Origin of the sequence: Clostridium sp. 19966, from assembly GCF_032335695.1 — a bacterium.
In the GTDB taxonomy this organism is placed as follows: domain Bacteria; phylum Bacillota; class Clostridia; order Clostridiales; family Clostridiaceae; genus JACTOJ01.
Genome location: NZ_JACTOJ010000001.1, coordinates 347,069 through 367,722 on the forward strand (window position 1 = coordinate 347,069; position 20,654 = coordinate 367,722).

Genomic DNA, 20,654 nt, shown 5'->3' on the forward strand with positions numbered 1-20,654 from the left:
CTCGTAGCTCCTTTGCTATTGATATATATATAATAATATTACATAATTCTTTTTAAGATGTTGATATTTAAGATAAATCAAAGTCTTTATTTATTGTGATACATGAAGAATTTCATATATTGTTCCTTTCTCTATTTTAATTTTGCTTAAAGCATCTATAAAGTAAAATACAGAGTATCTCCACTTATCTGGATTATATATAACTACATATTCCGCATCTTCAATTTTTGGAAGTATTTCTTCAATTTTATGCTGAAAATTACTTAAGCTCTCCTGAGGCTCAATGTCTCCCGTAATTTCAAATAAATATTTGCATCCTCTAATTTTATTTGTAGTTTTGTCAATTAAAGTTACACCGATATTCACTTGCTGCCATCCAAAAGAAGATATTATATTGTCGTAGAAACCATCAAATAAAAATTTGTTCAAACCATCACTATCAGTCCAAATGTATAAAGGTGAGTAGCTATTTTGAAGATCATTATTTTCACCCTTTTGTGTTATGAGATATAGTTTAAACTTTAAACCATAAAAACCATCTGTTTTATAACCATTATTTTCAACTCTATGCCTTATTATATCCATGTCGTAATCCTTTGGCAATGTTATTTTGTATTGTGTTGCAAGCATTTTTTAGCACCTCTTTCATCTTTTATATCAATGCTTCTATTATATATTGGTTTACAACCTATGAATAATAGTTATTAATCATCACAAATATCATTTAAAATAATACAAACATAAACAAACCCTAATAAGTAAAATATGTTAAAATTATATTTATTACTAAGAAAAGAGGGTAACGAAAAGTGGAAAGTAATGACTTGAAAATATTTCAAATTGTAGCATATGAAAATTCTATCTCTAAAGCGGCTTTAAAGATGGGCTATGTTCAATCAAACGTAACTCTGCGTATACAGTTGCTGGAGAAAGAACTTGGCACTACCTTACTACTAAGGCATAATAAAGGAGTTACTCTTACGGAGGACGGAGAAAAGTTGCTTGCATATGCGGAAAAAATCATAAGCTTGCTAGATGAAGCTGAAGCAGCCTTTAAAGGTGATAAAAGCGGATGCACTTTAAAAATAGGTGCCACTCAAACCATATCGGCTTCTATAGTGCCTAAATGCTTAAGCAGGTATTCGGAAAAATATCCTGATGTAAGGTTAGCTTTGAAAACAGATACCCATAAAAATCTTATACAGCAGGTTATAAATGGAGAGCTTGATGGTGCTTTTACTAATGTTTCTACTAAACAAAGGGGTATTAGAGAAGAGTTTACTTTTACTGAAGGATTAGTTATTATATCTTCTGCCCATATTAATAAAAAAGAAGAATTGTTAAAAAAACCCATTCTAGTAAATAACAATATGGATTGTCCTTATAGAGGAATTTTGGAAAAGTGGATACTTGCAAACAAAAAAACTCCAAACAAAATTATTGAGATGGATTCGCTGGAGTCTATTATAAGATGTGTGGCAGCGGATATGGGAATATCCTTATTACCAAAGAGTCTTGTAACTGGTAATGAAAGAATAAAGAGTCATGAGTTATCTAATGAATTCAATAAATTAATGATATATTTTATTATATCTAGTACTTTAAATATAAGTAAGCAAACTAATAATTTTATAGATATGGTGGGACTAATAAAATAAATGATAAGGAAGAGATGTTACAACTTTTAAATAAACTTCCTGAAGGGAATTCGCTTTGCTGTGGAGATTTTCATCTAATTCATTAAATTTTCAGGTAAAAATAGCAGCTTCTAATTTTGAGTTTGGGAGCTGCTATTTTTTACGTAAATTTATTGAATTTTCTTTTGAATAAATAGCTCATTGAAAAAAGCGGCTCCTAATATCAATATGCCTCCAAGCATTTGCACAAGGGTCATTTTTTCATGTAAAACTATTGATGATAAGATGATTGCTACCACTGGGTCAACATAGCTTAAAGATGCTATACTTTGACCAGAAAGTTCTCTCATAGATGAGAAATAAAATAGATACACAACTCCAGTATGAATAACGCCTATAATTAAAAGCAATACAATCGGTGTTGCTGTGAGTTTATAAAGCTGAAGCCTTTCGTTCATTAGTACATATGGAAGCAGTGATACGGCGGAAATTCCCAATTGTACAATAGAACTTTCAATTCCAGTGATATCCTTCAATCTTTTATTTAAAAACATTACAGTTGCATACAGAATTGCAGCTCCAAGACCAAATAAAATACCAATAAAATCATTTGCACCCGATTTTTGACTTATCCCTGCAATGCAAGCAAGTCCACCTAAGGCAGCGATAATGTAGAGTATTTTTAATATGTTTAAGGATTCTTTCAAAATCAATGGAGACATAATCATCACTATTACAGGAGCAAAGTAGTAACATATGGTGGCATTAGATATAGTTGTGTATTTATAAGTTTGAAAAAGGTAAGTAAATGTTATACTATGATAGAGAACATATTAGATGAAGGGGGAAGATACCATATGATGAATTATGAGTTATGTTTATGTGATATGGATGGGACACTATTAAATTCAAAAGATATTATATCAAAAGAAAATGAAGCAGCACTAAAAAAACTTCAGCAAAATGGAGTGGAAGTAATTATTGCTTCAGGCAGAGTTGATCTTATGGTGAAGAGTTTCATAAAACAACTAGATTTGAAAGGCCATGTAATATCCTGTAATGGAGGATTAATTAGAAATATTACTACGGGAGAGATTATTTATTCAAAAGAAATAGCTCCAAATCTTAGCAAAATGATTTTAAACTATTGCATGGATTTTAATATAAATTTTCTTGTGTATACAGCTAATATGGTATATTCAAATAGAAATAATCCAAGAGCTACTAAATTTGAAAATCTTAATAAAATTTTAGATAAAGATTTGCAGCTGCCAATAGGATATATAGATAGTACCTCTATTGAAATTATAGATAATATAAATGTATTAAAAATTTTAATGGTTTGTGATGACAATGAGCAGGTTAAGTTGCTTCAAAATAAATTTTCTCACTTTGCTGAACTTACAGTAGTAAGTTCAGCTAACTGCCTTTTAGATATTATGGCTGCAAATATTTCTAAGGGTAATGCATTAAAAATATTGATTGATAAATTAGGAATAAGCCGAGAGAAAGTTATAGCCTTTGGAGATAATTATAATGATTTGGAAATGCTGCAGTATGCAGGTATGCCAATAGCTATGGAAAATTCCGTGGAGGAAATAAAGAAGGTTGGAAAATATATAACTAAGTCAAATGATGAATCTGGAATCGCCTATGCTATAAACAATTTTATATTTACGAATAAAGATTAAAAAGAATAAACTGATAAGCCCTTGCTCTTAGAAATAACTACGGGAAAAGAAGGGCAATGGAATGCAGTAAATCCTTTAAAATAGAATACTAATAAAATGAGAAGCCCTTGTTAGCAGGGCTTTTTCATTTTACGAAAAAAATCAAATATACTATTAAAACCCTGACTTATTAAAAAGCCAAGGTTATTATTCATATACCACATTCTTGATTTAATAAAAAACATTAAAAGAAGAAGGGGAAGAATGGAAAGAAAAATGGGAAAAATGGGAAAAATGGGAAGAAAAATCTACGTCTAAAACGAAAACCAACAGGAGGATCAGCAGGAGGATCATCATAAGATCCAACTGGCATTCCGTTAGCAGCATATATAACGCCATTATTCATATAAGCTACTGTATTACCATTTCCGTCTAAAATCATAGGTCCAGACATATAGCCCATTACGTTATTTTGTCCGTCGTAAATAGTATTATTTTTAACATAACCTGTTCGAGTGCCACGTTCATTATAAATTCTTTCCATTAATTTATCGCTCCTTTCATCATATAATGTTGAAATCAGTATAAAAACTTGCATAGTACATTATATGAATCAAACGAGATTTTGTCGACAAAAAAATACTACATATCTTTAAATAAAACAAATTAAGAGTAAAAACACGTTTTATGGATAAAAATCATGTTATATATCCACAATGATGGATAAAATGTAACGGACAGAAAGGATAAACATATAATATTACTACAAAATAGTAATTCGACAAAAGCAAACAATATTTTTCTTATAATTATTAGCATTTATCTAGAGAGGTGAAATGTATGTTATTGGCAGATGACTTCATTAGGCAATCTTTAGAGTTAAATTTATTTTTTCTGAGAATAATGAAGGAACATTCATTTTTTTTAGAGGCAGGCTTCACCCCCAAAAATGCGAACCTTGCCCAAGAAGGAGATAATTTTAAAGATTTATTTACAGGTTTTCTGACTGAAACAATTGCACTATCCAATGGAGTTATTACTCCCTTTGTAAAACATTCCGGAGAGCTTGTTACAAGATTTACCTTATCAGCGGAAAAAGCTACTTCGTTTTATACTGGTGTAGCGCTGAATTCAGATGTTACAGTAGCTGAATCTGATATAGTGCCAAGTCATGGACAAGCATATCCAGAAGGATTAGAGTTTGTTGTAAGAGATTTAAATAATAGGATTATGCATGCTGTTAGAGCATTGATTGATTATAAAACAAATATTTTGAATGGTATGCTTTACTGCAGCCTATTTACAACTAATTATCCTCTTTTAATAGATCATATAAGAAGAGAAGCACGTTTATATCATAGGATGTTATATAGGCTGCAGCATGGAATTCAATTTGATTTAGCTCGTGAAGCTGTAGAGCAGCAAAGATTCTGGAATAGAATAATGGCTGAACATGCCAAGTTTATAAGAGGACTTTTAGATCCTACAGAAGATGCTTTAATAAGGACTGCAGATAATTTCGGAAATGAGTTTGATATTTTAACTGCGCAATCGATAGCTTTGAATGATAGTATTTGTAATATAACTGAAAATGATCTCAGAGCTACAATAAGTATTAGAAACTTTAAAGCACAAGGAACCTCAGGTTTGATTGATTGTCAAATAAGATCAATCATAGTGCCGCTGCTAGGAGATCACACTTTAAGGGAGGCAAATCATTATTTAAGATTATTAGAAATCTATAAGAAAAATTTATAATAAAAAGGATGTCTTATTTTAGTATAGGACATCTTTTTTTATAAAAATAATAATTAAGGAGGGACTTGACCCTCCTAAGATAGGCTATATTAGTATTCTGCATTTCTGCAAGAAGCGCAAGAAAGGAAGAATAATGCGATGATAAATAATATGCCATTTCCTACTGGACTGTCTTTTGCATCATCGTCGTGTCCATCTTTACGTCTTGAAAATTGAAGAACGATGAGAATTAATATTACAAGAGTCGGAAAGTTGCAGATACAATTAGACATATTAAATCCTCCTTTTAAAAGTTAATCTGGAGTTTATTAAATCCACCAACATGGAAATTATTCTTTTGTTATAATTTATTGTATGACAATCAAATTGAAAATGTTACACGAACAGACACAATCTAACTCTAAACTTCATAATTATCACACAACCTTATGCTATTATGAAAAAGAATTTTAATAGCGGAGGTACAGAGATGAATAAACTAAAGAAAAGTGCTGTAATGGTGATGCTTGCTATGTCCTTAATGAATAGCACTGCATTGGCGGATTCAATGGGGGATAAGCTTCAAGGACAGCAAAATCAATTGAAAAGTGACAAGGCTCAGCTTCAAAATGTACAGAGTAAGCTGGATAGTATGGAGCAGAATATTGAAATATTAGATGATAAGATTGGAAGTATTTCGGGAAATATAGATGAAAATAAGAAGAGTATTGCCAATATTGAGAAGAGCATAAGTGGTGCAGAGATTGAACTTAATAATTCACAGCAGGAGGTGGATAAAGCGGATGCCTTATTAAGTGAAAGGGTACGAGCTATGTATAAGAATAGTATGCTAGACTATATAGAAATTCTTCTTGATTCAAAAAGCACAAGAGATTTAATTTCAAGGATAGAACTAGTAAGTAAAATAGTGAGTTATGATAATAAGGTTATTGACGAATTAAAGAGCAGTCAAGATAAGGTTAAAAAGGAAAAGGCCTCTCTTCAGAAACAAAAGGAAAAGCTAGTTGTACTGAATAAAGAAAATGGTAATAAAATTGGGGAGTTGAATTCCACAAAAGAAAGGCAAAAAATCCTTGCTGTAGAACTAAAAAGTCAGCAAGCAGCTTTAGGCTCACAAGTAAATTCATCTCAGGCTCAGGTCAACGATACCCTTAAACAAATTGCATTGATAAAGAAAAACACTCCTAAGATTTCTCTATCTAGAGGAGGATCACCTATATCAAGCAATTCAATAATTGCTTATGCTTCTAATTTTCTAGGAACTCCTTATGTATGGGGAGGCACAAGCCCAATTCCTGGCTTTGATTGTTCAGGTTTCACACAATATGTATATGCGCATTTTGGAATTCACCTTGGAAGGACAACCTATGACCAGATAAAGGATGGAGCAGAGGTATCAAGGGATGAGCTTAAGCCGGGGGATTTGGTATTCTTTGGCAGTTGGAGCAATCCTCATCATATGGGAATATATATTGGAAATAATACATATATACATGCACCTCACACAGGGGATGTAGTTAAGGTTTCTGCCATGACAAGAAGTGATTATGTAACTGCTAGAAGAGTAATGCAGTAGGTATATTTATCTTTCTTTCAATAAAAAATAATAAGTAATAGAATTTAACATCTAAAGATAAGGAGCAAAGGTATGCTTGAAGGAAAGAAAATTCTTGTGATAGATGATGAAGTGAAAATAGTGGAAGTGATAAAGCTGTATCTGGAGAATCATGGGTTTGAGGTGTTTGAGGCCTACGAAGGAACTCAGGCACTGAAGACATATGATAAAGAAAATCCTGATCTTGTGATCCTGGATTTGATGCTTCCAGATATAAAAGGAGAAGATATATGTAAAAATATCAGAATGAAATCCAGAGTGCCTATCATCATGCTGACTTCAAAGGTTGATGAGAGTGATGTGGTGGCTGGACTTTATATGGGAGCGGATGACTATATCACAAAGCCCTTTAGCGTGAAAGAGCTAGTGGCAAGGGTGGTGGCGTTATTGAGGAGATTAAGTGATGAAGCAATGCCTCTGTCAGATATAATAGAGCTGGATGATGATTTAGTGGTAGATGTGCTTAAGCATGAAGTAAGAAAAAATAGAGATTCCTTGTATTTAACTTCTACAGAATTCAAGCTTCTAATGACCTTACTGAAATATCCTCAAAAAATTTTTACGAGAGAAGAACTTATGGATATAGTGCTTGGAGAAGAGAATTTTGGCTATAATAGAGTTATAGATACCCATGTAAAAAACCTCAGGCAAAAAATTGAGCTCAATCCTAGACAGCCTAAATATATAGTGACCGTTCATGGTACTGGTTATAGATTCGGCGGTGGGAAAAATGGCTAAGTCTTTAAGATTTAAATTATCCTTGTCCTATATGCTGTTAACTATTATCTGCGTGGTTTTAATCTGTTCTTTTTTAAATTTATTTCTAAAAACGGAATTTAAGAATTTTGTTATTGCTGAGCAGGACAGTGAAAACAAAAACATAGTTAAAAATATAAGTATGCAGTACCTAGCTGGTTCCCATCAGAAATGGAACACCCAGGTAATAGGGAATATAGGCTTTAATGCCATTGATAAGGGCTTATTTATAACCGTGAAAGATGCTTCAGGGAAGATTATATGGGATGCTTCCACCTATGATTATGATAAGTGTGAAATTGTAAAAAAGCATCTTACAGCAAGCATGGTCTCACGCTATCCAAACTGGAAGGGTATGTATACAAAGAATAGCTATGAAATCACAAACAGCAAAAGTGTAGTTGGCAGCATTGATATAGGTTATTTTGGTCCCTACTTTTACACTGATAATGAGATAATGTTTTTAAATACCTTAAATAACATAGTTCTAGGTATTGGTTCTGTAGTTTTAATTGTTGCCTTAATTCTTGGCTTTTTAATGGCACGAGGGCTAAGCACTCCTATACTGAGTGTAATAAAATCAGCCAAGATGCTGTCAATAGGTAATTTCAATGAAAAGGTAAATAAAAAAGCTGATATAACGGAGATAAATGAGTTGATTTTAACTATTAACAATCTTGGAGCTTCTCTTCATGAACAAGAAATAATGAGAAAACGCCTTACGAAGGATGTGTCCCATGAACTGAGAACTCCATTAACCACTGTACATAGTCACATAGAGGCAATGATGGACGGACTTTGGCAGCCTACTCCAGAAAGGCTTGCCAGCTGCCAGGAGGAAATAGAAAGGCTAATGCGTCTTGTTGGAGACTTGGAAACCTTGAGCAAATATGAAAGTGAAAATCTTATACTAAGTAAAACTAAGTTCAATATAAGTGAGGCAATAAAAAATATAGTTTTAAACTTTCAGAATGAATTTATCAATAAACAGGTTAAGCTGCGTTTTTATGAGAGGGCTGAAAAGGTCTATGGAGATAAGGATAAAATCAATCAGGTCATTATAAATCTTTTATCCAATGCTCTTAAATATACGCCTAAAGGCGGAGAAGTACAGGTGTTCATAGGTGAAGATAAGGAATATATACTTGTTAAGGTTAGGGACAACGGTATAGGTATAGCTGAAAAAGATATTTCCCATGTTTTTGACAGATTCTACAGAGCGGATGAATCTAGAAACAGGAAAACTGGAGGATCTGGCATAGGACTTACCATAGCAAAGGCTATTGTGGATGCACATAGAGGCACCTTTAAGGTTGAAAGCAAAGTTGGAGAAGGCACAGAATTTACAGTGGGAATATTAAAGAAAATGTAATTGTGTAATGCTATTTAATTTGGATACCCAAAAATATAAAATATCAATTGATAATGAATTGCAATTAAAACTTTACTAATACAGTTGTAAATATGCAATTTATGAGTAAAGTATAATATTATTCTGGATATCAATTGACAAATAACAATAGTATATAATATAATTTTAGTAGTAATTAAATATTTATAGTTAAAAGGGAGTAACTGCCTTAAAAAGGTGATAAAGTCAACATACTGACCCTTGGTCTGGCTTTATCGTAACTGATTTTAGTTAAGTGAGACTTTTAGCACAATGAATCCATTGTGTTAGAGGTCTTTTTTGATGTTATAAATTCTTTCATCAAAAAAGATTTCTACATAGTGTGTTTTCTTTGTGTTAAAGGTCTTTATTTATTTTTAACACAATTTAGATAGGAGGGAAAATAATTTTTTTATTAATCAATTTTTTTAATTAAGGGGAGATAAATATGGCATCATTTATTAAAGCCTTGCTTCTTGTGGTGGTTGCTGAAATGGGAGATAAGACACAGCTTTTAGCTATGGCTATGGCAAGCAAGTATAAGGTAAAACAAGTTCTTTTGGGGGTATTAGCGGCTACTATTTTAAATCACGCTGTAGCGGTTTTAGTTGGAAGCTACTTAAGCACTGTAATACCTATGGGCGCAGTTAAGCTTGTTGCTGCAGTTTTGTTTTTAGTTTTTGGATTATGGACTATTCGAGGAGATAAACTGGAGGGAGAGGAAGATAAAAAAGTAAAGTTTGGTCCTATAGTTACAGTAGCTATTGCATTCTTTTTAGCAGAAATGGGAGATAAAACACAGCTCATGACCATAACTATTGCTGCTGAAAATAAGCAGCCCTTATTTATATTAATGGGGACAACAGTAGGAATGTTAATAGCAGATGGAATAGGAATTTTATTTGGAGCATGGATGTGCAGACACATACCAGAAGTATACATAAAGTGGGGAGCAGGAGTAATATTTATGTTCTTCGGATCTTTAACTTTATATAATTCGGTTCCTAGTTCATTTTTAAATCCAATATTCATATTATTATATTTAGTTGTACTAGGAGCGCTGATATACTTATTTGGAGTAAAATTCGCCTATTTTGGTCAGATGTGTAAAAGAGATGTTGATAATAATAAATCCGCATAAGCTGTATGCTATTTCTGAAAAAGCATTAACATATAAAATAAATAATCACTAAATGTTTGAAACATATATAATATTTGTATATATCAGTTATTGAATAGATATTTATGGGAGGTTTTAATTTGCATGTTAAAGAGCTAGGAGAAGAGGAAAAAAATTACTGAAGGAAAGATTTTATAAGATAAAAGCCTTTCAGGAAAGAGGCGAATGCTTCTCTTGTCACAACTTTATTGCAGGAGACATATTTCCGGATGAGGGTTTGATTTTTTATGAAGATGAAAAGGTCAGGTGTCAATTTGAAAAATATGCCAGGACAACTGGGCAGACAATATTAGATAATGGTGTGATTTTTATATATACATTATATTCAAGTAAATGTTATAATTGGAACGAAAAGTGATTGAAACTTATAAGTGAGAAGTGAAGTATAGATTATGCAATTAAGAAATAAGCAGCTTGGATTTTAAGCAGGTGTTTAGTAATTAATTTCAAAATGGAGTGATTTATGTGAGAACTATAAATAACAATAAATTTAAAATTATAGTATATATTCTCTTTGCCATTTATTTAATTGGGCTTTTTATAGGGAACAGCTTTAATATTGCCTTTTTATCAATTATAGGAAACATTTGTTTGATATTAACTATTTGTGTCATTTTATTTGAAAGATTTAATAAATTAAGGACCTCACTGATAATTTATTGCATTTTATTTTTAAGTATTCAAGTTTTTGCTTATGCACGTAATATTAATTTTTTTAAGATATATTTTAGTATTGATAATGGAAAGGGAAGCTCATACAGTCTAGCATGTACAGTCGTTCCAATTATTCTGACATATTTCATAAATTTTATATATCAGATACTTAATAAAAGAGCAGTAAATAAATAATATTTTGTGCCGGTAAGCAACTGTTAAATTCTGTAATGTTGTTTTTGTTTATAGAGCTTGAAAAATAAATTACTTTATAAATAAAACGGGCAAGCTTAAGCATGTCCGTTTTTATGTTTTGTTTAGCCATGAAGTCCATTGGACTGTCTCTCCATGTTTTCTATAACTACATCATGAATATCTCCTAAGGAAGCACAATACTCCAGTATTTCCCAAGGGGTATTTGTGTGAAAATGAATTTTAATAAGCTCTTCATCTCCAACCGCAAGTAAGGAATCTCCTTGAAAGTTTTTAGTTATATATTCATTGATGGCATCTTCTGAAAGGTTTTTTCCTGCAATTAACAGTTGTGTATCAAATTTGTATTCTATCATAATAATCTCCTTTTATTTGTTAAGTTAACCCTAAAGTAAAAACAAATATTTCTAAGGGTACATTCTATTATACATAACTCATGGGTAAAGAATCCAGCAATTATATTAAATTTATCTGCCATATAATAAAATTTTAGTATTAAAGCAGAAAATAAAACTAATGTTAATGAAAAAGGTGATAAAATGGTAAAAATTAATAAACTTCTTATATTGCTCATTACTTTTATATTAGAAGTTCAAATTACATTAGTAACTTGTGTTTATGCCATACATTTACAAGGCAGTTGATGAATATTACTCAAAATATCTAATGTATACCCCAATGGTTGCCCCATATACTGTATATGTGTTACTCTTTGAACACATAAAAATATGAGCTGCTACCTAAATAATATTTCTTGGCAATAAAATAATTAGAATTTATAAATTATATAAAAATAAAAAAATTATTATATTAAACTTTAAAAGGATTGGTATTAAATATGGAATTTATATTTGCGATAATAGGCATTATTTTGTCTACTATATGGTGGTACAAAGATTTATACAAGCTTATCGTTAATTTTAAAGATAAGTTACTTGTTAAAAACAAATTAATTAATATGTGTATTTCAACTATTATAAACATTATTTTGCTTATATTTATAATTTATTGTATTAACCATTAGCTAAATGAAGACTAAAAAATGTATTTTTGATGGATGCAACTTCAAGTTTGTTTTGCAGTGGTAGAAGCAGGAAATCACTAAAATATGTAGAATAAACATATCGAGGTGATTTTTGTGTTTGATAAAAAGAAAAAGCAAAGTTATTTTCAAAAAGTTAGAGATGAATATGACGAATATTTTAATGCTGAAAATATAAAGGAATATAATGAGATCAAAGATACATATAAATTTATCAAGGAATCTTATGAAGAAAAAATTAAAAATAATGAAATAGAAATAAATATGGAAAATATAAGGCTTAAAAAGCACTTGACATACAAAGATTTTAATAAATACAATCCAAAGGATTTTATGCTTTCTTTATCTTTAAAAGTACTTAAGGATATTGAAGAAGAACAAAAGACTTCAATTATAAAAATATCATCCGAAGTAGTAGCAGCTTCAGCTGAAGATGATAAAAATGTGAAAAAAGATGAAGAACCTAAAAGTTATGTGAACGAAAGTAATGTAAATATAAATATATCCGGTTCAGATTTAATGCAGGTTGGGAAAGGAGTATACAAGCTAGTTAAGTTTGCAAAAAAGAAATTTAAAAGAAAGTAAGTGATAGCTATGGGAATGTTAATTTTTATATTTCTAGTAATAATATTAATTGGAAATTTTGGCAAGAGATACGGGTCTAGTAATGGAAATTCATATGACCAGAATTATCAAGATACTACAATAGACAATAATACCTATTATAATGATTCAGTGAATTATTCACAAAATAATGATATTAGCAGCTATAATGATTATTCACAAAGTATTGATGCAGGTCAATCACAAAGCAATAATTTTAATAGCAGTGCTGATTATCAGCAAAGTACAGATATCACTAATTATGATTACAGCCAAAGCTCTGATTATAATAATAACACTAATGATACACAGAATAATTCAGGCTGGTAAAATCCATTTTAGAATAATTAATTATAATTTTTATTTTTTCAATAGACTATTCATCAAAACGAGTATGATTTGATAATATAGTCTGCTAATGCAGTGCAGGAGGAGGAGTAATATGGAAAAATATAATCGCAAATTACTAGATGAGACCTATAACTCACTGAATGATAAGCAGAAAATATTTCTTAATGAGTATATTATAAGAGGTAAGAAGACACAATGGCTAAATGCTTGGGCTAAGAAAAAGGGAGAAGTGCTTACGGAGGAAAATTTAGAGAACGTCGATGAAGCTATGGAAAAACTATTAGAATGGATCTTGGTGGATTTTGAAGATAATTTCAAGGTGAATAGTGAGTGCCGATGTGAATGTGGGAGACCTCTCAGATATAGGTACACTGTGCGGCATAAAAGCACAGGCAAAATTTATAAGCTTGGCAGTGTGCATTTTGAGCAGCATACGGGGTTGGCTCCTGAAACAGTTATGCTAATAGCAAAAGGCTTACAGAAGATAGATTTAGAGAGAGATGAAATACTGGATAAAGTTAGCGTAAATTGGAATCTTCCTATTGATCTTCCAGATGGTTTTCAGCTTCCTAAGGATATATTAGAGCAGCTTAAGGTTGGACTGCCTTTGCTAGATAGGCAGGTTCAAAAGCTTAGGAAGCTTGTTAGTGAAAAAAGAAGAGGCAGATCCAGTTATAAAAGAAAGGCTGTTTCTTCTAATAAAAATATAAAACCCGAAATGAATTATGACAAACTGCCTGATTTACTCGAGGATAAGCATGAGTTTTCTGAAGCAGAATTTCCAGAACTTATAAGAAAGTTAAAAAATGTATCAATTAATTCAGCGGAGGCAAAGGAATTATTTTATATGGTGAAAGGTAATCAAGATAGATTAAGCCTCTACGGCTTAAGTTTGCAGGATGTAAAAAAAGCGGCTATTAGAGCTCTTGGAAAAATAGGCAGTAACAATATCAGAACCTGGTTGGTTGAGATAGACTGTATAATTGAAAATAAATAATCATAAGCATTTTTCATAATAGTTTCGTACGATTTGATTTACCATAAGTTTTATTGACACTAATAAAAGTATAATAAACATATGACAGCAATGAGGTCACTTAAATAATGTGCAATCCATGAGACGAATATGTTTTTAGTTTTTGTAAATATAATTCCATATATTATGCTATCTATAAATATTCCAAGCATATCTAATGTTACAATAAGAAAGCTTCCTTTAGAATAGTGCATAAAAGTAAAAAGAAAAGACGATATAATAATAGATTTAACAGGTGTTGTAAACAATTCTAATCTGTATTGAATGAAGCCCCTAAAAATAATTTCCTCTAAGAATGAGCCGATTGCTATTGCTATTATTGCAGACATTATTGTATTTAGATCCATGGGTAATCTTGATTTTACATGCTCAATATATCCGGGGACACAATACTTTCCTGTTAGAGATGTTAAAAGCGGCGAAATTGCACCAACTAATAAGATAAAATACCAAACAATTCTTAAATCAAAAGAAATATTTCGTATTTTAAAACCTATTTCTGACCATGAACGATGTCTTTCTTTTCTCTCAATTAAAAGATATATTACAGGAAGTATGGGGATAATTGAGCTGAGATTATTAAATATTAAAAACAATATGATGGTAATGGCAATGACAATCAATGTTTCCCATAATAATCTTTTCTTTGCTTGTCTATTTTCTTGATGCTTATCCAAAACAGCACTTCCTAACTTTTCTAAATTACTTTTAAAATCATTGTTTAATATTAAATATTGCTTTTTAACTGTATATAAAAAGCTTTTTATATTATATAATCTTTTATAGTATTATTATACTTTATTATTTTGAGCTGCAGAAGTTATTTTGCGTAAACAAGAATAAAGCCTTCTATTAGAGTGAGAGCATTTGTATGACTTGTAAATGCTAAGAAATAAACTTTAGGAGATAAATGTTATGGATTATATGTTTCCAAGATAAAAATTAAAAAACAGATTCAGAATTGGGGGAAATTAAATGAACAACGAAAAGACTGTGGGTGTAATATATGCAATTGCTGCATATGTATTATGGGGGATTCTGCCTGTATACTGGAAACTTATTGATAGAGTGTTTCCAATAGAAATTTTAGCTAATAGAATTGTTTGGGCCTTTGTCTTTACAGTTTTAATAATCGCAGTAACAAAACAATGGAATGAATTAAAGCGCATAGCTAAAGACAAGAAACAAATATTTTATATATTTATTGCATCAATTTTAATCGCCTTTAATTGGGGATTGTATATTTGGGCTGTTAATTCAGATAAGATTGTAGACGCAAGCCTTGGATATTATATAAATCCACTATTAGCAGTGCTGCTGGGAGTTATAATCTTCAAAGAAAAGCTTAGCTATTGGACATGGGCTTCCCTTGCTGTTGCTGCTATTGGTGTCTTAATAAAAACAGTGCAATATGGTAAGATTCCGTGGATTTCATTGGGACTAGCTATTTCTTTTGCGTTATATGGAGCTATCAAGAAATCAGTTAAGGCTAACGCTATAGTTGGACTAACTCTTGAAACAGCTATGCTTACACCGCTTGCCGCAATATATATTATGTCAAGGCAGGTTAGCGGAATAGGTGCTTTCAGGGCAGAAGGTACATTGGTAATCCTATTGCTTATGGGAGCTGGTGTAATTACAGCTGTCCCGCTGCTGCTTTTCGCAAGTAGCACAAAGAAACTCCCTTTATCCTTGATTGGCTTCACACAGTATATTTCTCCAACCATAAGCTTGATTATTGGAGTTTTTGTGTATCATGAAAGTTTTGAAGCAGTTGATATGATAGCTTTTTGCGTTATATGGGCAGCACTGGTTATATACTCTTTTTCACAAATAGGCTTTGCTAAGAGCCAAAAGAAATTAGAAAAGGCAAGCTAATTTATATATAATATAACTTTATCACCCAATCCATATTAGCATTGAAAAAACAAGCAGCTAATATGGATTTTTTATGAAGTTTTAAAGCCTAAAATAGTTAATGACAAATTTAACGAGTAAGGTTAACTTGACATAAAAATTAAATAGTGATACATTTGCTATGTAAGGTAAACGTTATAGAGGTGATGATTTATGAAAAATCGGTTAAAAGAATTTAGAGAAGCCCTTGGATTGACACAAGAGCAGTTAGGGCAGCTTATAGGCGTATCGAGGCAAGCCATTAATGCTATAGAAACAGAAAAATGTGAGCCTTCTATATGGCTAGCTTATGATATTTCTAAAATCTTTCATAAACCTATAGAGGATATTTTTCTTTTTGAAGAAAGTGAAAGAAAATCTAGAGCTGAACAAAGCAGAGGAGTTGTTTAAATGGCTTTAAGGCAAATTAGACTGTATGGTGATGAAATATTAAGTAAAAAAAGCAGAACAGTTGAAATGGTAGATGATAAAATAAGACAAATTCTAAATGATATGGCTGATACCATGTATAATTCAGAAAATGGTGCAGGATTAGCTGCTCCACAAGTAGGCATATTAAAGAGATTAGTTGTAATAGATATGGGACAAGGCCTTATAAAATTAGTAAATCCCAAGATAATTAAGCAGGAAGGAACTCAAGAAGTTATAGAAGGCTGTTTAAGTATTCCAGATAAATGGGGGAAGCTGACAAGACCTGCTAAAGTAACAGTACAAGCATTAAACGAAAATGGAGAAGAGATCATATTGACAGGTACTGGAGATTTAGCAAAATGCTTCTGCCATGAAATAGATCATTTAGAAGGTATTCTTTTTACTGATTTAGTTACTGAATATGTAGAGTGATTTTAAAATAGCGGTTATTATCTAAATAAGAAAAATTTAGTGCTGATAAATAACATTGAGCAATCATTGAGAAAAAGTACTAATCCTTGCTAGATGAGCGCTTTTTCTCATTAAATCATAATTACACTTCATTTTAAATTTATTAACAGCAGCCTTAATTACTTAGCCGGGCCTTCTTATTTCCTATATAATAAAATCCTTTTGATACATGTCCATTCATTGTTTTATGAATTAGATTATGATATTCCAATATGTTAAAATCTTTAAGAAGTTCTTTTATCCAATTTTCTTCATGATGCCTTAACAGGGCACCTTCCTGTAATTCAAAAATCCCATAGCTGCCATATTTATTTCTAAATTGTTCATATCTTCTAATATTTCGTTCATCTTCATTTAACAGAAAATCATTGATATAAATAATGCCATTTGGCTTCAAAATTCGTTTTATCTCATCAATAAGGTACGTCTGTTCTTTGTTTTCTACTATACATGTTAGAACGGCAAATAAAATCACCGCATCTACGCTATTAGCTTCCAAATCTATAGCAGCTGATTTTTTAACCTTTAAATTCAGCTCGGGAAACATTTTGATTCCACGCTTTATCATTTTTTCTGAAAAATCAATGCCTAGGGTATTGGTGAAACCCGCCTCATGTAGTTCATTTAATGTTCTTCCATAGCCACAGCCCACATCCAATACAAAAGCTTTCTTGTCCACATACTTTTCTAATTCAGCTATTTGTATTTTTGTTGTGAATTCCTTTGATTCTGCTGCATTATTCCAATAATCTTTTTGATTCATAAGCTTTCTTCCTCCTTTACTTTGTATTATATATATCTTATATTTATATTGATATGAGAAATCTCACACACATTAGGAGACGGTATATGAAACAATTATCGCTAGAGCAAAAGAAGGTATATTTAGAGAAATATCCGATGGCAGAATATTTTGATTTTGATGTAAGGCATTATCTGAAGCTCTTTGAGTTTGAAGCAGAGGAGCATATTTTTAAGGAAGGAACCAAGCCTAATTATCTATATTATTTGATTGAAGGGAAGGCTAAGTTGTATCTTACTCATGCTAATGGGAAAGTTTCCCTCATAAATTTTATTACGTCTCCAAGCTTCTTAGGTGAGATGGAACTATTAGAGGCACAGAAAACCGCTAATGCTATAAAAGCTACTAGTAAATGTATTTGTTATGGTATTGATATTAATGCTTGCAAAACGCAACTTCTTTCTGACGTGAAGTTCTTAAATTATCTTTGTGCATTTTTAAGTAAGAAAGCCATTGCTAATACTTCCAATTACACCAAAAATCAGTCTTACACTCTGGAAAATCGACTTGCAAATTTTATTCTTATGACCTCGCATGAAAATATTTATAGAGAAAAGCATACTGAAGCTTCAGAATACTTGGGAGTGAGTTATCGTCATTTTTTATATGTTTTGTCCGCTTTCTGCCAAGAAGGTATTCTTAAAAGGGAAGCCTATGGCTATAGAATTATTGATTTAAAGCGTTTGACTGAAATTTCAAATGCATAAATTCAGTGTAAAAATCGACACTGGTTTAAAATAGAGCCAATTAGAAAGTAGGGATAAGCATGGAAATTTATTTGATTAGACATGGGAATTGTCATAAATATGGATTAGATAATTATGATAAAGAGAAATTCACTGCAAATCCTAAGTTGACTGAAGAAGGATATATGCAGGCTAAAAAGCTTGCTGAAAGCTGTAAAAATATTAAATTTGACAGGATTTATTGCAGTGATTTATCTCGTGCAGTTGACACTGCAAAAATTTTCAATAATTCAGTAAAAAGTACAGTGATAGAGGATGAAAATTTTAGAGAAATTAATATGGGAGATATTTATTTATCTACCTGGGATAATTATCCTGAGCTTTTTAAAGAATGGTCAAAGTTTGAAAAGGATATACCTTACCCTAATGGTGAAAATGGTGAAATGGTTTGGAAAAGATGTAAAGAATCTATTGATCAGATAATTGAAAATGACTTTGAACGTGTTGCAATAATTACACATGGAGGTGTAATACGTTCAATAATTTGCGGTATTCTTAATATTGCTCAGGAAAAAAGATTTTTCTTTGGTAATCCTCCTGAGAACTGCTCAATAAGCATAATAAAATTCAATAAAAAAGGAGACAAGTTTTATCTTCATACGTTTAATGATTTTGTGCATTTGCATTAAAAATAATATAGTCTATTATTTTTAATTCCTGTTTCAAAGCAAGTAAAAAGCACTTAGAATAACCCAAGTGCTTTCAGTATTAGAATTAATCAAAGAAATTCTTCCATAGTATATAAATAATGCTGAAGAGCATATCTTTTCCAGTCACGGTATTGAGTACTTGAGCCTGCTTCCAAACCTAAACAGCCAGGACAATTTTTATGGTGTTTATCTGTATATCGCTTCCAATACGTTGAGGAAGTAATGCTAGGTTTTATATGATTAATAAACTCTTTATAGTCATCAAAGCGTGCTTTATAGCCTATAAAGCTGTTTATGTGCCAGGAATATTGCAAAAAACCTGGACTTACTACAGCATATCCACCTTTAGAGATTGTTGAATCTTTTCTAATGCCAGCAAAATCCCCGAAAGCGTTGAACCCTAATTTAACATAGTCCTTTAGCAGAGAATTATCAATTTCATTCACAATTCTTCCATCAATGAGATTCTTGTATTTAACTTCGCTATTTATAGAAGATCTTATTATTATAGAGGTAAATTTAACAGTGGACTTAAGTTTGTTAACCCATCGGATTATAATTGCTGCTTGAGGATCATTTGGAGAGGCTTTATCCAAATCATAAATCAATATGTCATTATTGGTAATAACTTTGCTAATATCTATCAGCATGGCATTGAGGTGTTTGGAATTAAATATGCGGAAGGCAACTCTATTAAAGCTTTTTTTAAGTTCTAAATAGTCAAGTTTAAGTTCACCCTGAACATATACACATTTTGGCATATATGAAAGTACTGGTATTATATTCTTATTTATACTTAGAAGTTTATAATAATCTACTTTTAGATGTATGTTTTGCTTGAATTTATCTACAAAATCTCTAACTCCATCCCTAGTTCCTTTATTTATATTCATATAGGCAGGTATATCTATTAGTATTGGAAATTTAAATCTGCTGAAATCCTCTAGATAAGTATCTTGAAAAGTTCCTGTTCTCTTTTGTCCAGGCCGTTCTCGCACCAATTCTAATAAGGGTATGGTCTTTTTTAAACTACTTATACTAATTAGGGCTTTACGTTCTTCGCTTATGTATCGCAAAACTGGTACATACTTTATATTCATTATTCCTTCTAAATTTATTGTTTCACTATTAAGGATACTAAGCATCAATAAGTTTTATGATAAAATATTTTGTTGGGATAAGCATCATTCTTGCTGTAGCAGCTAGATTTAATACTTATAAATTGTTAAAATATTCTAGTTTGCTTATCAATTATAAATTATTAGCTTTAGGTAGCGTTTCCTTTTTTTATTTTAAGCTTATTAACAAGTATTTTTCTTTTAGATGAAAGTCAATTAAATATAGCTTTTGTTGCTATATCATTTCCAATATATTCAGTTATATTTGCTTTAACCTTATTTGTGAGACATACTGGAATAGATGACTTAGGTGATGGGTTAGCCATAGTAATTTGGTTGCCAGTTATGATACTGCAGTATCTCATAGTAATAGTTTCAAGCATAATAGCTACATCTATGCACGAATACCATGCGTCAAGAAATAAGAGCGGAGTTGCGCAATAAAATGAAGAAATTTTAAACTAAGGTTCTGTTTTAAATCAGTGTTGATTTTTCACTGATTTAAAACTTCCTTTAGTTCGGGGAGGCCACTGAAAAACTGACAAAATAAAGCCGTCATCGCGAAAGTGATGGCGCTTTTACTTTTCATCCATAAATGACCTTAACAAAAAGGTTTTACGAAAGACACGTCGAA

General features: G+C 31.2%; 24 protein-coding genes. 15 read left to right on the forward strand and 9 right to left on the reverse strand.

The window, feature by feature from the left end:
• Positions 1 to 90 precede the first annotated feature (90 nt).
• The gene (locus tag IAI10_RS01600) at positions 91 to 630 is read right to left on the reverse strand and encodes a DUF4865 family protein (protein ID WP_315671549.1); all 540 of its coding nucleotides are present in this window, start codon (positions 628 to 630) and stop codon (positions 91 to 93) included.
• Between the two features lie 179 nt (positions 631 to 809).
• Here IAI10_RS01600 and IAI10_RS01605 point away from each other — a divergent pair, with 179 nt between their 5' ends.
• Positions 810 to 1,658, forward strand: coding sequence for a LysR family transcriptional regulator (locus tag IAI10_RS01605; protein ID WP_315671550.1), 849 nt, complete (start codon positions 810 to 812; stop codon positions 1,656 to 1,658).
• A 149-nt stretch (positions 1,659 to 1,807) separates the two neighbouring features.
• Here IAI10_RS01605 and IAI10_RS01610 read toward each other — a convergent pair whose 3' ends face one another.
• Positions 1,808 to 2,452, reverse strand: a complete 645-nt coding sequence (locus IAI10_RS01610; protein ID WP_315671580.1) for a DMT family transporter — start codon at positions 2,450 to 2,452, stop codon at positions 1,808 to 1,810.
• 42 nt (positions 2,453 to 2,494) lie between these two features.
• On the opposite strand from IAI10_RS01610, the gene IAI10_RS01615 reads away from it, so the two are divergent.
• Positions 2,495 to 3,328 carry a Cof-type HAD-IIB family hydrolase gene (locus tag IAI10_RS01615; RefSeq protein ID WP_315671551.1) on the forward strand — a complete coding sequence of 278 codons (834 nt, stop codon included), beginning with the start codon at positions 2,495 to 2,497 and terminating at the stop codon, positions 3,326 to 3,328.
• 223 nt (positions 3,329 to 3,551) lie between these two features.
• Here IAI10_RS01615 and IAI10_RS01620 read toward each other — a convergent pair whose 3' ends face one another.
• Positions 3,552 to 3,851, reverse strand: a complete 300-nt coding sequence (locus tag IAI10_RS01620; RefSeq protein WP_315671552.1) for a 5-fold beta-flower protein — start codon at positions 3,849 to 3,851, stop codon at positions 3,552 to 3,554.
• Between the two features lie 296 nt (positions 3,852 to 4,147).
• Here IAI10_RS01620 and IAI10_RS01625 point away from each other — a divergent pair, with 296 nt between their 5' ends.
• Complete coding sequence (locus tag IAI10_RS01625; protein WP_315671553.1) at positions 4,148 to 5,065, forward strand: DUF2935 domain-containing protein; 918 nt, start codon at positions 4,148 to 4,150, stop codon at positions 5,063 to 5,065.
• Between the two features lie 89 nt (positions 5,066 to 5,154).
• Here the strand turns inward: IAI10_RS01625 and IAI10_RS01630 are convergent, their stop codons facing one another.
• A complete protein-coding gene (locus IAI10_RS01630; protein ID WP_315671554.1) occupies positions 5,155 to 5,337 on the reverse strand; it encodes a hypothetical protein in 183 nt (60 codons plus the stop codon).
• 197 nt (positions 5,338 to 5,534) lie between these two features.
• On the opposite strand from IAI10_RS01630, the gene IAI10_RS01635 reads away from it, so the two are divergent.
• The 4 genes from IAI10_RS01635 (at position 5,535) to IAI10_RS01650 (ending at position 9,967) form a co-directional block, all read left to right on the forward strand.
• A complete protein-coding gene (locus tag IAI10_RS01635; protein ID WP_315671555.1) occupies positions 5,535 to 6,641 on the forward strand; it encodes an NlpC/P60 family protein in 1,107 nt (368 codons plus the stop codon).
• Positions 6,642 to 6,713: 72 nt separating this feature from the next.
• The gene (locus IAI10_RS01640) at positions 6,714 to 7,418 is read left to right on the forward strand and encodes a response regulator transcription factor (RefSeq protein WP_315671556.1); all 705 of its coding nucleotides are present in this window, start codon (positions 6,714 to 6,716) and stop codon (positions 7,416 to 7,418) included.
• Positions 7,411 to 8,808, forward strand: coding sequence for an ATP-binding protein (locus IAI10_RS01645; RefSeq protein ID WP_315671557.1), 1,398 nt, complete (start codon positions 7,411 to 7,413; stop codon positions 8,806 to 8,808). Before IAI10_RS01640 ends, IAI10_RS01645 begins: the two co-directional genes overlap by 8 nt.
• Before the next feature lie 466 nt (positions 8,809 to 9,274).
• Entirely contained in the window at positions 9,275 to 9,967 is a 693-nt protein-coding gene (locus IAI10_RS01650) for a TMEM165/GDT1 family protein (RefSeq protein WP_315671558.1), read from the forward strand.
• Positions 9,968 to 10,977: 1,010 nt separating this feature from the next.
• On the opposite strand, the gene IAI10_RS01655 is transcribed toward IAI10_RS01650, so the two are convergent.
• The gene (locus IAI10_RS01655) at positions 10,978 to 11,229 is read right to left on the reverse strand and encodes a kinase to dihydroxyacetone kinase (protein ID WP_315671559.1); all 252 of its coding nucleotides are present in this window, start codon (positions 11,227 to 11,229) and stop codon (positions 10,978 to 10,980) included.
• A 782-nt stretch (positions 11,230 to 12,011) separates the two neighbouring features.
• Here IAI10_RS01655 and IAI10_RS01660 point away from each other — a divergent pair.
• The 3 genes from IAI10_RS01660 to IAI10_RS01670 all read left to right on the forward strand — a co-directional run bounded on the left by IAI10_RS01660 (position 12,012) and on the right by IAI10_RS01670 (position 13,866).
• Positions 12,012 to 12,500: a hypothetical protein gene (locus IAI10_RS01660; RefSeq protein WP_315671560.1), complete on the forward strand. Its 489-nt coding sequence runs from the start codon at positions 12,012 to 12,014 to the stop codon at positions 12,498 to 12,500.
• Between the two features lie 9 nt (positions 12,501 to 12,509).
• Positions 12,510 to 12,848: a hypothetical protein gene (locus IAI10_RS01665; RefSeq protein ID WP_315671561.1), complete on the forward strand. Its 339-nt coding sequence runs from the start codon at positions 12,510 to 12,512 to the stop codon at positions 12,846 to 12,848.
• A gap of 112 nt (positions 12,849 to 12,960) precedes the next feature.
• Entirely contained in the window at positions 12,961 to 13,866 is a 906-nt protein-coding gene (locus tag IAI10_RS01670) for a hypothetical protein (protein WP_315671562.1), read from the forward strand.
• 59 nt (positions 13,867 to 13,925) lie between these two features.
• Here IAI10_RS01670 and IAI10_RS01675 read toward each other — a convergent pair whose 3' ends face one another.
• Positions 13,926 to 14,582, reverse strand: coding sequence for a type II CAAX endopeptidase family protein (locus IAI10_RS01675; protein ID WP_315671563.1), 657 nt, complete (start codon positions 14,580 to 14,582; stop codon positions 13,926 to 13,928).
• 298 nt (positions 14,583 to 14,880) lie between these two features.
• On the opposite strand from IAI10_RS01675, the gene rarD reads away from it, so the two are divergent.
• From rarD to def, 3 genes are all read left to right on the forward strand, one after another.
• Positions 14,881 to 15,783, forward strand: a complete 903-nt coding sequence (rarD, locus tag IAI10_RS01680) for an EamA family transporter RarD (RefSeq protein ID WP_315671564.1) — start codon at positions 14,881 to 14,883, stop codon at positions 15,781 to 15,783.
• A gap of 192 nt (positions 15,784 to 15,975) precedes the next feature.
• Complete coding sequence (locus IAI10_RS01685) at positions 15,976 to 16,212, forward strand: helix-turn-helix transcriptional regulator (protein WP_315671565.1); 237 nt, start codon at positions 15,976 to 15,978, stop codon at positions 16,210 to 16,212.
• The gene (gene def / locus IAI10_RS01690; RefSeq protein ID WP_315671566.1) at positions 16,213 to 16,665 is read left to right on the forward strand and encodes a peptide deformylase; all 453 of its coding nucleotides are present in this window, start codon (positions 16,213 to 16,215) and stop codon (positions 16,663 to 16,665) included.
• 154 nt (positions 16,666 to 16,819) lie between these two features.
• Here the strand turns inward: def and IAI10_RS01695 are convergent, their stop codons facing one another.
• Positions 16,820 to 17,467, reverse strand: coding sequence for a class I SAM-dependent methyltransferase (locus IAI10_RS01695; protein ID WP_315671567.1), 648 nt, complete (start codon positions 17,465 to 17,467; stop codon positions 16,820 to 16,822).
• Between the two features lie 86 nt (positions 17,468 to 17,553).
• Between IAI10_RS01695 and yeiL the strand changes: the two genes are divergently transcribed.
• Complete coding sequence (gene yeiL / locus IAI10_RS01700) at positions 17,554 to 18,213, forward strand: transcriptional regulator YeiL (RefSeq protein WP_315671568.1); 660 nt, start codon at positions 17,554 to 17,556, stop codon at positions 18,211 to 18,213.
• A 59-nt stretch (positions 18,214 to 18,272) separates the two neighbouring features.
• On the forward strand, positions 18,273 to 18,881 hold the full coding sequence (locus tag IAI10_RS01705) for a histidine phosphatase family protein (RefSeq protein ID WP_315671569.1): 609 nt from the start codon (positions 18,273 to 18,275) through the stop codon (positions 18,879 to 18,881).
• A gap of 89 nt (positions 18,882 to 18,970) precedes the next feature.
• Here IAI10_RS01705 and IAI10_RS01710 read toward each other — a convergent pair whose 3' ends face one another.
• Both IAI10_RS01710 and IAI10_RS01715 read right to left on the reverse strand, forming a co-directional pair.
• Positions 18,971 to 20,002, reverse strand: coding sequence for a beta family protein (locus tag IAI10_RS01710; RefSeq protein WP_315671570.1), 1,032 nt, complete (start codon positions 20,000 to 20,002; stop codon positions 18,971 to 18,973).
• Between the two features lie 230 nt (positions 20,003 to 20,232).
• Positions 20,233 to 20,403, reverse strand: a complete 171-nt coding sequence (locus IAI10_RS01715; protein ID WP_315671571.1) for a hypothetical protein — start codon at positions 20,401 to 20,403, stop codon at positions 20,233 to 20,235.
• Between the last annotated feature and the right edge of the window lie 251 nt (positions 20,404 to 20,654).

Bases quoted from the DNA above. Each gene is read 5' to 3' on its own strand.
- IAI10_RS01705 (WP_315671569.1), top strand. From the start codon at position 18,273: ATGGAAATTTATTTGATTAGACATGGGAATTGTCATAAATATGGATTA.
- IAI10_RS01625 (WP_315671553.1), top strand. From the start codon at position 4,148: ATGTTATTGGCAGATGACTTCATTAGGCAATCTTTAGAGTTAAATTTA.
- IAI10_RS01710 (WP_315671570.1), bottom strand. From the start codon at position 20,002: ATGAATATAAAGTATGTACCAGTTTTGCGATACATAAGCGAAGAACGT.
- rarD (WP_315671564.1), top strand. From the start codon at position 14,881: ATGAACAACGAAAAGACTGTGGGTGTAATATATGCAATTGCTGCATAT.
- IAI10_RS01695 (WP_315671567.1), bottom strand. From the start codon at position 17,467: ATGAATCAAAAAGATTATTGGAATAATGCAGCAGAATCAAAGGAATTC.
- IAI10_RS01715 (WP_315671571.1), bottom strand. From the start codon at position 20,403: ATGCTTGAAACTATTACTATGAGATACTGCAGTATCATAACTGGCAAC.
- IAI10_RS01600 (WP_315671549.1), bottom strand. From the start codon at position 630: ATGCTTGCAACACAATACAAAATAACATTGCCAAAGGATTACGACATG.
- IAI10_RS01630 (WP_315671554.1), bottom strand. From the start codon at position 5,337: ATGTCTAATTGTATCTGCAACTTTCCGACTCTTGTAATATTAATTCTC.
- IAI10_RS01615 (WP_315671551.1), top strand. From the start codon at position 2,495: ATGATGAATTATGAGTTATGTTTATGTGATATGGATGGGACACTATTA.
- IAI10_RS01645 (WP_315671557.1), top strand. From the start codon at position 7,411: ATGGCTAAGTCTTTAAGATTTAAATTATCCTTGTCCTATATGCTGTTA.
- yeiL (WP_315671568.1), top strand. From the start codon at position 17,554: ATGAAACAATTATCGCTAGAGCAAAAGAAGGTATATTTAGAGAAATAT.
- IAI10_RS01685 (WP_315671565.1), top strand. From the start codon at position 15,976: ATGAAAAATCGGTTAAAAGAATTTAGAGAAGCCCTTGGATTGACACAA.
- IAI10_RS01670 (WP_315671562.1), top strand. From the start codon at position 12,961: ATGGAAAAATATAATCGCAAATTACTAGATGAGACCTATAACTCACTG.
- IAI10_RS01635 (WP_315671555.1), top strand. From the start codon at position 5,535: ATGAATAAACTAAAGAAAAGTGCTGTAATGGTGATGCTTGCTATGTCC.
- def (WP_315671566.1), top strand. From the start codon at position 16,213: ATGGCTTTAAGGCAAATTAGACTGTATGGTGATGAAATATTAAGTAAA.
- IAI10_RS01620 (WP_315671552.1), bottom strand. From the start codon at position 3,851: ATGGAAAGAATTTATAATGAACGTGGCACTCGAACAGGTTATGTTAAA.
- IAI10_RS01665 (WP_315671561.1), top strand. From the start codon at position 12,510: ATGGGAATGTTAATTTTTATATTTCTAGTAATAATATTAATTGGAAAT.
- IAI10_RS01640 (WP_315671556.1), top strand. From the start codon at position 6,714: ATGCTTGAAGGAAAGAAAATTCTTGTGATAGATGATGAAGTGAAAATA.
- IAI10_RS01650 (WP_315671558.1), top strand. From the start codon at position 9,275: ATGGCATCATTTATTAAAGCCTTGCTTCTTGTGGTGGTTGCTGAAATG.
- IAI10_RS01655 (WP_315671559.1), bottom strand. From the start codon at position 11,229: ATGATAGAATACAAATTTGATACACAACTGTTAATTGCAGGAAAAAAC.